Raw genomic sequence first — 12,416 nt, 5'->3', positions numbered from 1 at the left:
GGTCATGAGAGCTGGCCCGCGGCTTTCTCGAGCTGGGACCATGCCTCCTCGCCAAACTTCGCCTTCCAGTCGGAGTAGAAGCTCGTCTTCGACAATGCCTGACGGAAGGCGGTGCGATCGACATCGATGAACTTGAGCCCTTTGGCCGACAGATCGGCGCGCAATGACTGGCTGAGCTTGGCGATGTCGGCGCGCTGATCGACCGCGGAGCGGTCGAGCTCACGCGTCACGATCTCCTGCACGTCCTTGGGCAGGCGTTCGAAGGCGCGCTTGTTGGCGAGGATCCAGTAGCCGTCCCAGACGTGACCGGTCAGGCTGCACAGGCTCTGCACCTCATAGAGGCGCGCGGTTGCGATGATCGGCAGAGGATTCTCCTGGCCGTCGACCACCTTCGTCTGCAACGCCGAATAGACCTCGTTGAAATTGATCGGCGTTGGGCCGGCCCCGAGCGCCTTGAAGAGCGAAGTCAGCAGCGGCGCGGGCGGAACGCGGATCTGGAAGTTCTTCAGGTCATCCGGCGTTCGCACCTCACGCCCAGAGGAGGTCACCTGACGGAAGCCATTGTCCCAGGCCTTCGACACGGCCATGATCGGCGTCTTGGCGATCTGCGCCCGGATATAAGTGCCGAGATCACCGTCCATTGCCTTCCATACGCTGTCGTAGTCGGCGAATGCGAAGCCGGTATTCACGATGCCCGCGCTCGGCACCAGCGTGGCAAGGATCGACGACGACTGATTGAAGAACTCGACGCCGCCGCTGCGCACCTGGGTCAGGAGCTCGGTGTCGGAGCCGAGCTGGTTGGCCGGAAACAGCCTGATCTCCAGCCGGCCGCTGGTGGCTTCGCGGATGCGTTCGATCGCCTCCTGCGCCCGGATGTTCACGGGATGCGTCGGATCCTGCCCGGTCGCGAACTTGTAGACGAATTCGGCCGCAGATGCCGGGCGCGTGAGAATTCCGCAGAGAGGTACGGCGCTGGCCGCCAGCAGTACGGAGCGGCGGCTGATGTTTCCGTGCTTCGACGCAGTCATGGTTTCCTCCTTGTTCTGCAATAGCCTTCCCGCTCGCGCCGCATCGTTGCCGACCGCGCAGCTTCGGGATTCTCTTTGCCGGCTCTCGACCGCCGGAGTTTGGGCAGCGGCCCTCGTTCGCATCGCAAGCACGCGAGCGACGTGGCCGCTTGCCTTGAATTTCGTGGCGTCGCCGGCAGCGTTGATGCGCTACAGCCACTGCCGGATCTGTCGTGAGACTTCTGCGGTCGAAATGCCGTAACGGTCGTGCAGCGTCGGAAGCGCGCCGGCGTCGAGAAATTCGTCCGGCAACGCGATCTGGCGGAAAGCCGGATGAATGCCCGAACGCATCAGGAGTGCGGCGACCGCTTCGCCGAGGCCACCTATCACGGTGTGGTTCTCGGCGACGACGACGAGACGGCCGGACTTGCCGGCCTCACGCAAGATCGCCTCGGTATCGAGCGGCTTGATGGTCGGAACATGCAGCACCGCGGTATCGACGCGGTCGTCCTTCAAGGCCTGCGCCGCCTCGAGCGCACGCATGGTCATGAGGCCAGACGAGATGATCAGAACGTCTCGTCCGTCGCGGATCAGCTTGGCCTTGCCGAGCTCGAACTTGTAGTCATATTCGTCGAGCACGACCGGCACCTGTCCCCGCAGCAGGCGGGCGTAGACCGGCCCGCGATGTGCCGCGATTGCGGGCACCATCTGCTCGATCTCATGGGCGTCGCAGGGATCGATGACCGTCATGTTCGGCATGGCGCGAAACAGCGCGAGGTCCTCGGCGGCCTGGTGGCTCGGGCCGTAGCCCGAGGTCAGGCCCGGCAGCGCGCAGACGATCTTCACGTTGCGGTCTTCCTCCGCGATCGTCTGGTGAATGAAGTCATAGGCACGCCGCGATGCAAATACCGCGTAGGTGGTCGCAAAGGGCATGAAGCCTTCGGCAGCAAGGCCCGAGGCGGCACCGAACAGCAATTGCTCGGCCATGCCCATCTGATAAAAGCGGTCCGGGAATTCCTTTCCGAAGATGTGCAGATCGGTGTATTTACCGAGATCGGCCGTCATGCCGATCACGTCGGGGCGGCTACGCGCGAGCTCGACGAGCGCGTGCCCAAACGGCGCAGGTCTCGTCTTCTGCCCCTCGGCCGCGATCGAGGCGATCATCGCCGAGGTGGTGAGGCGCGGCTTTCCCGGTTGCGGTGCTGGTCTGACGGTCTTCATGGCTGCCTCCCGGCCTCGAGCGCGGCAAGCGCGAGCTGCCACTCGTGCTGCTCGACGCGGATGAAGTGGTTCTTCTCGCGCTGCTCCAGGAACGGAACGCCCTTGCCCATCAGCGTGTCCGCAACGATCATCCGCGGCTTGGGCTCGGGATGCGATTTGGCCGCATCGAACGCTGCAATCACGGCATCGAGATCGTTGCCGTCGACGCGCTGCACGAACCAGCCGAAGGCCCGGAGCTTGTCGACCAGCGGTTCGAACCCCATCACCTGCGTCGAAGGACCGTCCGCTTGCTGATTGTTGACGTCGACGATGGCGATCAGATTGTCCAGCTTGTAGTGACCTGCCGACTGGATCGCTTCCCAGACGGACCCCTCATCGAGCTCACCGTCGGAGAACAACGTGTACACCCGCGACTCGGATTTCTTGCGCTTGAGGCCGAGCCCCATGCCGACCGCGATGCTGAGCCCTAATCCGAGCGAGCCGCCCGACATCTCCATTCCGGGCGTGTAGGAGGCCATGCCCGACATCGGCAGACGGCTGTCGTCGCTGCCGTAGGTCTCGAGCTCCTCTTCGGGGACGATCCCCGCCTCGATCAGAGCCGCGTAGAGCGCGATCGCGTAGTGCCCGTTGGAGAGCAGGAAGCGGTCTCGCCCTTCCCAGGAAGGATCTTCCGGGCGGTAACGCATCGCATGGAAATAGGCGACTGCGAGAACGTCGGAGATGTCGAGCGCCTGCGCAATATAGCCTTGTCCCTGAACCTCACCCATGCGTAGGGCATTGCGGCGGATGTTGTAGGCACGGTCCGCAAGCGCGGGCGTGTTCGTGAGCGTCTTCGTCGCCGTTTCCATTGGTCTGGACCTCGTCTGCGCTCAGTGGATGAGCATGCCGCCGTTGACGTCGATGACCGCACCGGTCACGTAGGCGGAGAGGTCCGACGCCAGGAAGGTATAGATGCCGGCGACGTCGTCGGCCGAGCCGAGACGATTGAGCGGAATGCCTTCGAGGATCTTCGCCTTCATCTCCTCGGTCAGCTTGCCGGCGGTGATGTCGGTGCCGATCAGCCCCGGCGTGACGCAATTGACGCGGATGCCGTCCGGGCCGAACTCGCGCGCCATGGCCTTGGCAAGGCCAAGGACGCCGGCCTTCGCCGCCGAGTAATGCGGACCGCCAAAAATCCCGCCGCCGCGCTGCGCCGAAACCGAGGACATGCAGGCGATCGAGCCGGACTTCCGCGCGCGCATCTGCGGGATCACAGCTTGCGACAGGAAGAGGACCCCCTTCAGATTGACATCCTGGATGCGATCCCAGTCAGCCGGCGAGATCTCCAGAAATTTGACCGGCTGGGTGATACCGGCATTGTTGATCAGGATATCGATGGCCCCGAAGGCTTCGACCACATTTGCGACTGCCTTCTCGCAGGAGGATTTGTCGGCGACGTTGCAGCCGAGACCAATGTGGGACTTTCCAAGCGTCGCTGCGGCGTCAGCCGCGGCACCCGCATCGATGTCGACAATGGCGACCCGCGCGCCTTCGGCCGCGAACCGCCGCGCCGTGGCAAGCCCGATGCCTCGCTGCGAGGCCGCGCCCGAAATGATCGCCGTTTTGCCGCTGAGCAGCATCAACTCCTCCCGCTCATTTGTTCTTTCTTGCCGGGCCAGGAATGGCGCGTGGATGCACCACAGACAAACGCGTAGTTGTCACGGATCGGTGAATCTGGTTCACTTATGAGATGCTATCGAACGTCCCGATATCGGCAATTCGAGCCTTCGAAGCCGCGGCTCGCACCGGATCGTTTCGCGATGCAGCGAATGAGCTTCACTTGACGCCGAGCGCGGTCAGTCACGCGATCCGCAAGCTCGAGACGACGATCGGGACTGTCCTGTTCGAGCGCAGCGCACGGGCCGTGCGGCTCACGCCGGCGGGCGAGAACCTGATGCGTCACGCGGGAGCGGCCTTCGATCAGCTTCGCCGCGGTCTCGAGGAGGTCGCCGCGCGCGGACCGCAATTGGTGCGCGTCCATTCAGCGCCCAGCTTTGCGGCACAATGGCTGGCCCCGCGGCTTGCACAGTTCCTCAAATCCTATCCAAAGCTGGAAGTTCGGTTGGCCGCAAGCACGGACTATGCACGCTTCAGCAATGACGACTTCGATGTCGACATTGTCTACGGCCAGCCGCGCGCCGAGGGCGTCGAGGTCATTCCCCTCAAGGAAGAGACGGTCACTCCCCTCTGCTCCCCCGCGCTCGCGAAATCGATCAGGAAGCCGGCCGATCTCCTCCATCGGACGCTCATTCGTTCGGACATGAAGCAGATCCAGTGGCATCAATGGTTCGCGGCCAATGGGCTCGAAGCGCCCGCGCTTCACGGCATGAGATTCGACCGGAGCTTTCTGGCAATCGCAACGGCTGCGGAGGGATTGGGTGTGGCGCTGGAATCGACCCTCCTGGCAGAACGCGAATTGGCCTCCCGACGGCTGGTTGCTCCCCTGGCAGGACACGCAACCGACATGCACTATATCGGTCACCGCCTCGTCTATCCGCGCGCCAGCCGACAACGATCCGCTGTTCGCGCTTTCGCAGACTGGATCGTGTCTCAGCTCGAAGACCGAGACGTACGTTCCTCGCACTGAAATGCGGGTCGGGTTCTGGCCCTCTCATGATGGCTGTACGCCAAGCCCTTGGGAGCCGCTGCCCCGGGGCGTCGCAACCCGATATTGGCTAGAAGTTTTCCGACGTCGAAAGGTTCGAATGTTCACTTGCGGACAGTTCGGGGAAAAATGGCGATCCGATGAATTTTTCGAGGTGCATGCTCCCGCCATCGCAATCTTGAATCGTCGAATCGTCCTTAGTCTGATCTCCGTCAGGATTTTATCGTGACGAGCGCCCGGACAAGCTCGGGCAATCAGGCGCAGAGTGCCACCTTGGGACGGGGCCGCACGAGCGATTGTTTGCGGCCTTGTGCTTGGGTGGAGGGCCCCGCCAAGCCAGCCCCGGTGGGGCCTTCCCTCAATCAACGGAATTGGGGGTGATGCGTTCGGCTGGCGCGAGACTCTGTCACAAAGCTGTGGCATGACCATTGCATACTAAGAACCAACTGGGATTTCAGCGTCCAGTTAGAGAATAGAGCGCTGCGGGGACGTGTATTTCGAGCCCGGCAGCGCTTTTTTATTGGCCGATCTGGCGCGCTTAGCGACTCGCGAAGTGATGGACACGAGCATCCTCAGTCCGCGCCTTCATGCCGAGAGCATCATTTCAACTGGGTATGCACAGCAGGTTTTGACGCTCGGAAGATATAGCGGTTAGTGCTGAAGAAGTATCTTCCTGCCTCGCTGAGGCGAGCGAACTCGCCATGCCAGGCGTTCAGATCATCGGCAGAAACGTCGTTCCTGCGTCCGACGAAGTTCTGAATGCCCTGGGCCAGTCCCTTGCTGTAGCTCTCATCATCATATTGCAGATTCAAAATCGGAAAAACGGATGCGCCGTCCAGGTGAAATCCTGCGTCGACCAATCTGCAGGCCATGGATCTTGGGAGACGCGGGTGAGCACAGTGCGCTTCCCACGATTTCATGACCGAGGCCATGCGTTCCGGGTCTTCGGAATGCCACACCACAGCGTCCCAATCCGTCGCGACAAAAATCGCTCGGCCGCCTGGCTTCAGGACACGAAATGCCTCGATGAGGGCGCGATCGACGTCGGGCACGTATTCGGCAACCTGTGTGCAGACAACGACATCAAACGATGCATCTGCCTCGCTCAACCTGGTCGCGTCGCCGATGGAATATGAAATCCAGTCGGACGCTTTCCGCCGATTGCAGACGGCTATCAGGTCGGTCGAAACATCGACGCCGACGACAGCACCATCACGTCCAACGATCTGCGCCATGCTTTCGCACAGATAGCCCGGACCACACCCGATATCCAGAACACGCTCACCGGCAGACAAATCGAGGCGCCGAATTGTCTCCGCGCGTTGTGCCTTCACATCCCCTGTGAGATAGATTCTTTCGAGCCGTTTCGCGTTTTCCTTGGTGTACTCCATCCCGCTCATCTTCGCCTCCAGCGTCGAGGGGTATGAAGAAATTGAACTCGAAGGCGGGACTAAATCAATGGGCGGCAGCTCCAGCTGGGACGCCGCCGACGTCTCAATTCGCCGGCGCCGGCGCCCCTTCGTACCATCGACAACTTCAAGGATATCTGCGTCGGCGGTAAGCCGCGCGGGGACAGGTCGACGGAAGTGAGCCCATTTGCTCGAACCTGACGAGCGTGTCGAAAGTCGGATCGATCTGGATTGCACGGACGGGAGCACCGCGAGACAACGCGCATGGCAGCTCGCAGAGGAAGTCGAGGCCAACGGGACCACTGCACCAGATACCGCCGGGTGGGGCACGCCGCGGCGGCTTGGCGTCAAGCTTCTCAGCCGCGGAAGGAAGGCTGGGTCTGGTCGGCGGGCGTCGGCAGACCCCGATGGCGGAATTTTGCGCTTTCCGAATGAAGTAGTGATTTTTTAACTTGCGTTAAAAGACCGCACGGACAATTGTGACGGCCGCGTAAAGCATACTGCAAGCTCCACTTGTTCTACGGCTCCCGTAGTTTTGCGGACTTTTGATGCGGACGTTTCTGATAATCCTGGGCATCTGGCTGTTGCTGAATGCCCTGTTCGTTGTGCTCATGATCCCGGCGCGCAAGCCGTCATCGCGCGGCCCGGGCGGCTTATTGCCTATACCGATCCATCGGCGCGCCGGTCCGCCCGATGAGGAGGACGATAAGCTCTCCTTTCGTCACGTCATCATTTCGGCCGCGCTGACTGTCGTCGAAACCGTGACCCCGCCCTTGCTCGAAGCCTTCGACGCCGCCAGAGGCCTGGTCAGCAGCAGCCGCTCAAAGCCGCGGAACCCGAAGGCGCCGATCGGCGCCCGCGAAGCAGACGAGATTTGAAACCGCGGCACCATTCTTCGGAAACCAGCAGAATCCCATGACCAACCGAACGCGCCCGACAGCGGCTCCCGCCGTATCCCGCCTTGGTCTTGCGCTTGCGGCGTTGCAGGAGAAGCGTGGCCAGACCCTTCGAAGCATGGCTGCCGAGATCGGCACCACGGCATCGAGCCTGCAGCGAATCATGAAGCGGGGCCAGCTTCCGGATGCGCTCGGCATGACCAAGATCCTGATGTGGCTTACCGAACCTTTTCCGAAGGCCGACGGCAAGGCGCGCAAGAGGGCGCGGTCCGCGTAGCTGCCCTTCGTGCGAGCCGGCGAACGCTGCTCTTTGCCGCGTCTTCCCATCGCATTCGTATTCGCGTCGAAGTCCGCCTCGATCATGTGAAAATTGCAGCTGGCCGTTTGCCCTTCGGCAGATCGCGGTCAGGCCGGAGAGTGCTCGCCTATCGCAAGGCGAACAAGTCACCGATCCTGAAGCTGCTGCTTTCCAGGATCGGAGGGCCGGCACGATGACGGCGGCCAATGCCATCGAATTCGGCGTCGGACCGGGAGGCGTCTACGCTGGCCCGGACCGGTATCATTACTACGATCGCGATTACGGATCGGACTGCCGGACCATCATCAGCCACCACACCAATCGCTTCGGCGAGGACGTTGTTGTTCGCAGGCGGGTCTGCGACTGACGCCTCACCTCAACAAGAGGACGTCTCGAGCCTGCGCGGAGCCCAGCTCCGCGCAGCGCGGCTTCAACCGTTATATGCGAACAGCTCGATCGGCTCACTGAAGCCGCGCACCTCATATTCGCCGACGTGCTCCAGCGCGAAATCGTGCTCGACGAGGTCGGCGAATGCGCGTGACAGCAGCACCGTCTTGCCCAACTGCTTGGTGAGGGCCTCGAGACGCGAGGCCATGTTGACGGCAGGACCGATGACGGTGAAGTCGAGCCGGGTTCGCGAACCGATATTTCCGTACATGACGTCGCCGACGTGGACGCCGATGCCGTAATTCATCGGCGCGCGGCCGATGTCGCGGTTCCTCACGTTCAGGGCGGACATGGCCTGTTGTGCCTCGGTCACGGCGTGCAGCAGATTTGCGCAAGCTTGCGGTTGACTGAGCGGGAAGATGGCGAGCATGCCGTCGCCGATGAATTTCAGGATTTCGCCGCCATGCCGGGCAATCGGCTCCGACATCGCATCGAAATAGTCGTTCAGGAGATCGATCACGTCATCGCGCGGCCAGCTGTCCGAGATCCGGGTGAAATCGCGCAAGTCGCAGATCATGATCGCGGCGCGCACTGTCGTCCCGCTGCCGCGCCTGGTGGCACCCGCAAGGATGAGCTCGCCGGCGTGGGATCCGACATAGGTTTCCAGCAGCGTCCGCGCCAGCCGGTTCTTGACGCGGATCTCGCTGACGAGCGCCAGAACCGGCAACAGTCCTTTCAGGCTAGCGATATGCGCATCGTCGAAACCACCGGAACGGTCGGTGGCAAAGGTCACGATGTGCCGCTTGCCGAGCGTATGGTAGAGCGGCCACGCCACATAGTCGGTCAGGCCCTTTTCCCGCATTTCATCATAAAGGGCGTGCTTGCGGCCGAGCGAGCGATCCTGCTCGAGATTCTCGCGGACCTCGGCGGCACCGTCCTGGATCTCATTGGCGGAGCTGCCGATGTATTCCGATCGCTCCCTGACATCGTAGTCGACGCGCGCGATCTCCGCCTCGCGCATCCCGTCGGCCCACATCATCCGGGCGCCGAGCCATTGCGGATGGTGGATGAGAACATGAAGCGTTGCCCGCTTGACTGGAATGCCTGCGCGCTGGAGCCGCATGCACATCTCGGCGAAGATATTGTCGATGAAGCGCTCATCGCGCGTGTCATTGGTCAGCCACTGCACGACGTCGTTGTCGGACTGCGTGGTGACGGAACCGGTGTCTCGTGGCGCGTCCATGTCCTGCCTCTGGGCGGCGATCTCAATCTGACCGGATATATCGTGTTCCCGTTTGGCGACGTCAACCTGGTCCGTTGGCCGATTGCGGCCTAGCCGGCGACCTGAATCGACCCGAGCACCACCAGCCCCGAAACGAGCGCGACCTCCGAGGCCTCGCTCAGCTCGACCCTCAACGTGCTGCCATCGGTGATGGCAAAGTCCTCTCCATCGAGACGAATGTGACAATCGCCGCAAGCTGCGTAAACGAGATGCGTGCCGGCGGACAGCCGCCGATCGCCGGACTCTCTGAGCGCTACCAGCTCGATCTCCGCAGCATTGCGCCGCGCCATCAGGTTCACGACCTCGACCGGACCGGCCTCGAGTTCGGTCACGATCTCGAGTTCGCCAGTGAAGCGGACGGTCGTGAACGGGTTGCGCTCGTCGAATTCCCGCTCCGGCGCCTTGAGCACCAGCCCACGCCCGCGAACAACCATCTGTAAACGGTCGACGCCAGGCATGTAGGAGAAGGGGCCAGGCGTCATGATCGGCGTAGAGGCGAACCGCCAGAGCAGGCTGCTCCAATCCTTCGCCGGCGCATCGGCGCGATAAGCACCCGCGATATCGGTGAAGATGCCGCCGCCGTTTTTCCACAGCGAGCGGGTGTAGTTCTCAGGTTTCAGCAGCGTGACTTTCATGTCTTGAAGACCACTCGGGCATCTGAATGGATATACCCGCGCATCATGCGCACGATGAGTGCACTTTGCGAGTCGATTCGGCCGACGTTTCTTCGAGCGCGTCCGGCAGGCGGCATTGAGCTGGGACGGCACGCGGCCGATCCGCGAGGTCGGCGGCGCAAAATCGCAGGACCGGCTGCCGGATTGCGTACCCGGTCAATGCACCCTAGCATCCGCCCGTTCTGCTCGCCGAGCAGCGTCTTGTCAGGAGTTAAGGGGATGACCACGTTTGTCCTGGTTCACGGCGCCTGGGGTGGCGCACACGGATTTCGGCATGTGCGACGGCTGCTCCGCGCCAAGCAGCACGACGTGTTCACGCCGAGCCTGACCGGGGTTGGTGAACGCATCCACCTGTCCAGCCCGCAGGTCGGCCTCGGCACGCACATTCGCGACGTCGTCAACCATGTGCTGTACGAGGACCTCGACCGGATCGTCCTGCTCGGCTTCTCCTATGGCGGCTTTGTCGTCACCGGCGCGCTTGAGCACATCGCCGAGCGCGTTGCGCATCTTGTCTATCTGGACGCGTTTGTCCCTCAAAATGGCGAGTCGGTCTCGTCGCATCTCGGGCGCCCGGCCCGCGCCAAGATCGAGCTTGGCCAGGATTGGCTCATGACGGGTCCCGCGCGTGACTATGACAACCCTGCGGAAGGAGAGTGGATGGCCGCACGGCGGACCACCCATCCGCAGGGCTGCTTCACGGAGCCCGTTTTCCTGTCACAGCCGCTGGAGTCCTTTCCATTCACTAGGACCTACATCAAGGCAACGCGGGCTCCCGAAAACGACATCGGCAACGACGCGTTCTGGCGGGCTGCCCGGCACGCCAAGGACTCACTCGCCTGGCGCTACCACGAGATCGCGACCAATCACATGGTTGCCAACAACCGGCCCGAAGAGCTGGCGGGGATACTCGCGGATCTTGCCTAGGCGCCTCCGCGATCAGACGCCCAGCGCCTTCCGGTTGAAGGTCCGCAGAAAGCGCAGCGACAGCGTCCGCAAATTGGCGACGTTGAGGAGCCACGCCGTTCCGGCATAGGCGATGCCGCCCGCGAGGCTCACGATGATGAGCGACAGGAGGCCGGTGCCGGCGACTTGCGAGCGTGCGAGCAGGATCGCGGCGGCCATCGCTGCCACTGATACGGCGATGCCGGCGAGCCGGTTGACGTCGAACGGCACGGGAAAGGCGCGGTGCATCAGGACGACCGCGACGAGGAAGCCGATCGCCTCGGTCGCAAGGGTCGCGAGTGCGGCCCCGTAGAGACCGTAGCCCGCGACCAGCGCGAACATCAGCAGCACGCTCACCACCAGCGTGAGGAAGGACTGCGCCGCCAGCATGAAGGGCCGCTCGGCGAGCTGGAAGCTGATCTGCACGTAGAACTGGTTGGCGATGCCGAAGAAGCGTGCGAGCACCAGCATCGGCAGCAATGCGGACACGCCGGCGCGGAAATCGACACCGACGAGCGTGCCTGCGACCTGATCCGCCGCGAGCGCAAGCCACACGGCGACGGGGGCGACCACGACGAGCAGGAGCTCGAGGCTTTCGGTCAGGCGCTCGCGGGTGGCCGCATCGCTCTTCTCCGACAGTGACCGGAACACCAGCGGCACGGTGGCCGCGGCGACGCTGGATGCGATCATCACCATGAACTGACGCGGCAGATCGGCGGCGACGCCGAAGATGCCGGCGGCATCCTTGCCGAGCAGGTAGGCGACGATGAGCCTGTCGCAGGTCGAATAGAGCGCAACCGAAAGGCCGGCGAGCGTGAGCGGCAGGCCATAGCGCGCCAGTTGCATGAACTGAGAGCGCTGAAAACGCGCGACCCTGGACCGATCGCCCACCAGATTGAGGATGATGCCGGTCAGCGAGCCCAGGCCGAACGCGGCGAGCAGGCCCATGCCGCCCCAGCCGAGCCAGATCCCCAAGAGGCCAAAGCCGACGCTCGAGATGCTGCGCACGATCGCGATCGCAGCGAACCGGTAGGGACGCAATTTGGCACGTTCGAATTCCTGGCCGACGTCGACCGCATTCGCCATGATCGCAACGAACATGCAGGCAAGCAGCAGCTCGACGCTGACGTCGCTGCGGAACAGGAGGACCAGCGGCGCCGTGGCGCAGAGCACGGCAACCGTCAGCGCAAAGCCGACCATCGCCGTGCCGCGGAAATCCGCCTCGGCCGACATTGCCTGATAACGGGACACCGACAATTTGATCCAGGCGAAGAAGACCGCGCCCAGAATGCTGGCGATGCTCATGCCGACGACGTAGACGCCGTACTCGGCCAGGCTCAGAAGCCGCGTGTACGCGGTGATCGCGAAGAAGCCGACCGCGGCCGGCAGCACATAGGCTGCGAGGTAGATCGAGAAATGGCGGTTCAGCATGCGAGCACGGGACCGTTGGCGGCCTTGCGGATGAACGGATCGTTAAACAGTTGGCGTGGCGATCGGACTGCGCCGCAGCATCGGCAAAGATAGCCACATAAGCCTGCAAATCGGACCGCGAATGGAGCGGCGAAGCGGATTTCGCGCGTTAGCGTTAAATTTGTGAAATGACCGGCGCGATTACCGAAGGGTGCCACAGGCACGCTGACGAAGCCGTTCGGCAAC

Annotated in this window: 13 protein-coding genes and 1 pseudogene; 6 read left to right on the top strand and 8 right to left on the bottom strand. The window is 62.8% G+C overall.

The features are described 5' to 3' along the window. Nucleotides 1–2: 2 nt before the first annotated feature. From AXW67_RS39585 to AXW67_RS39570, 4 genes are all read right to left on the bottom strand, one after another. Nucleotides 3–1,028: a TRAP transporter substrate-binding protein gene (locus tag AXW67_RS39585; RefSeq protein WP_063682277.1), complete on the bottom strand. Its 1,026-nt coding sequence runs from the start codon at nucleotides 1,026–1,028 to the stop codon at nucleotides 3–5. Nucleotides 1,029–1,217: 189 nt separating this feature from the next. Next, nucleotides 1,218–2,228 (bottom strand): transketolase family protein, encoded by a 1,011-nt coding sequence (locus AXW67_RS39580; protein ID WP_063682261.1) that lies wholly within the window; start codon nucleotides 2,226–2,228, stop codon nucleotides 1,218–1,220. Continuing rightward, nucleotides 2,225–3,076 (bottom strand): transketolase, encoded by an 852-nt coding sequence (locus AXW67_RS39575; protein WP_063682260.1) that lies wholly within the window; start codon nucleotides 3,074–3,076, stop codon nucleotides 2,225–2,227. Before AXW67_RS39575 ends, AXW67_RS39580 begins: the two co-directional genes overlap by 4 nt. 21 nt (nucleotides 3,077–3,097) lie before the next feature. Further along, a complete protein-coding gene (locus tag AXW67_RS39570) occupies nucleotides 3,098–3,847 on the bottom strand; it encodes an SDR family NAD(P)-dependent oxidoreductase (protein ID WP_063682259.1) in 750 nt (249 codons plus the stop codon). Between the two features lie 110 nt (nucleotides 3,848–3,957). On the opposite strand from AXW67_RS39570, the gene AXW67_RS39565 reads away from it, so the two are divergent. Next, the gene (locus AXW67_RS39565; protein WP_063682258.1) at nucleotides 3,958–4,854 is read left to right on the top strand and encodes a LysR substrate-binding domain-containing protein; all 897 of its coding nucleotides are present in this window, start codon (nucleotides 3,958–3,960) and stop codon (nucleotides 4,852–4,854) included. A gap of 617 nt (nucleotides 4,855–5,471) precedes the next feature. On the opposite strand, the gene AXW67_RS39560 is transcribed toward AXW67_RS39565, so the two are convergent. Further along, nucleotides 5,472–6,272 carry a methyltransferase domain-containing protein gene (locus tag AXW67_RS39560; RefSeq protein ID WP_035685020.1) on the bottom strand — a complete coding sequence of 267 codons (801 nt, stop codon included), beginning with the start codon at nucleotides 6,270–6,272 and terminating at the stop codon, nucleotides 5,472–5,474. 620 nt (nucleotides 6,273–6,892) lie between these two features. On the opposite strand from AXW67_RS39560, the gene AXW67_RS39555 reads away from it, so the two are divergent. The 3 genes from AXW67_RS39555 to AXW67_RS42955 all read left to right on the top strand — a co-directional run bounded on the left by AXW67_RS39555 (nucleotide 6,893) and on the right by AXW67_RS42955 (nucleotide 7,842). Further along, nucleotides 6,893–7,159 (top strand): hypothetical protein, encoded by a 267-nt coding sequence (locus AXW67_RS39555; RefSeq protein ID WP_245315885.1) that lies wholly within the window; start codon nucleotides 6,893–6,895, stop codon nucleotides 7,157–7,159. 37 nt (nucleotides 7,160–7,196) lie between these two features. After that, on the top strand, nucleotides 7,197–7,454 hold the full coding sequence (locus AXW67_RS42560) for a hypothetical protein (RefSeq protein WP_145928171.1): 258 nt from the start codon (nucleotides 7,197–7,199) through the stop codon (nucleotides 7,452–7,454). Between the two features lie 214 nt (nucleotides 7,455–7,668). Then, entirely contained in the window at nucleotides 7,669–7,842 is a 174-nt protein-coding gene (locus AXW67_RS42955; RefSeq protein WP_156918031.1) for a hypothetical protein, read from the top strand. Nucleotides 7,843–7,905: 63 nt separating this feature from the next. Here AXW67_RS42955 and AXW67_RS39550 read toward each other — a convergent pair whose 3' ends face one another. Beyond that, the gene (locus tag AXW67_RS39550) at nucleotides 7,906–9,105 is read right to left on the bottom strand and encodes an adenylate/guanylate cyclase domain-containing protein (protein WP_063682256.1); all 1,200 of its coding nucleotides are present in this window, start codon (nucleotides 9,103–9,105) and stop codon (nucleotides 7,906–7,908) included. Nucleotides 9,106–9,194: 89 nt separating this feature from the next. Continuing rightward, the gene (locus AXW67_RS39545; protein ID WP_063682255.1) at nucleotides 9,195–9,779 is read right to left on the bottom strand and encodes a HutD/Ves family protein; all 585 of its coding nucleotides are present in this window, start codon (nucleotides 9,777–9,779) and stop codon (nucleotides 9,195–9,197) included. Between the two features lie 88 nt (nucleotides 9,780–9,867). On the opposite strand from AXW67_RS39545, the pseudogene AXW67_RS44925 reads away from it, so the two are divergent. Beyond that, nucleotides 9,868–9,945, top strand: a pseudogene (locus AXW67_RS44925) (VOC family protein); the annotation flags it as partial. 92 nt (nucleotides 9,946–10,037) lie between these two features. After that, complete coding sequence (locus AXW67_RS39540) at nucleotides 10,038–10,742, top strand: alpha/beta hydrolase (protein WP_063682254.1); 705 nt, start codon at nucleotides 10,038–10,040, stop codon at nucleotides 10,740–10,742. Nucleotides 10,743–10,754: 12 nt separating this feature from the next. Here the strand turns inward: AXW67_RS39540 and AXW67_RS39535 are convergent, their stop codons facing one another. After that, nucleotides 10,755–12,191: a lipopolysaccharide biosynthesis protein gene (locus tag AXW67_RS39535; protein WP_063682253.1), complete on the bottom strand. Its 1,437-nt coding sequence runs from the start codon at nucleotides 12,189–12,191 to the stop codon at nucleotides 10,755–10,757. Nucleotides 12,192–12,416 lie beyond the last annotated feature (225 nt).

The sequence above is a fragment of the Bradyrhizobium neotropicale genome, assembly GCF_001641695.1.
Lineage (GTDB): Bacteria > Pseudomonadota > Alphaproteobacteria > Rhizobiales > Xanthobacteraceae > Bradyrhizobium > Bradyrhizobium neotropicale.
The sequence above is the reverse complement of the archived record's forward strand: the minus strand, read 5'-3'. Positions and strand labels throughout refer to the sequence as shown.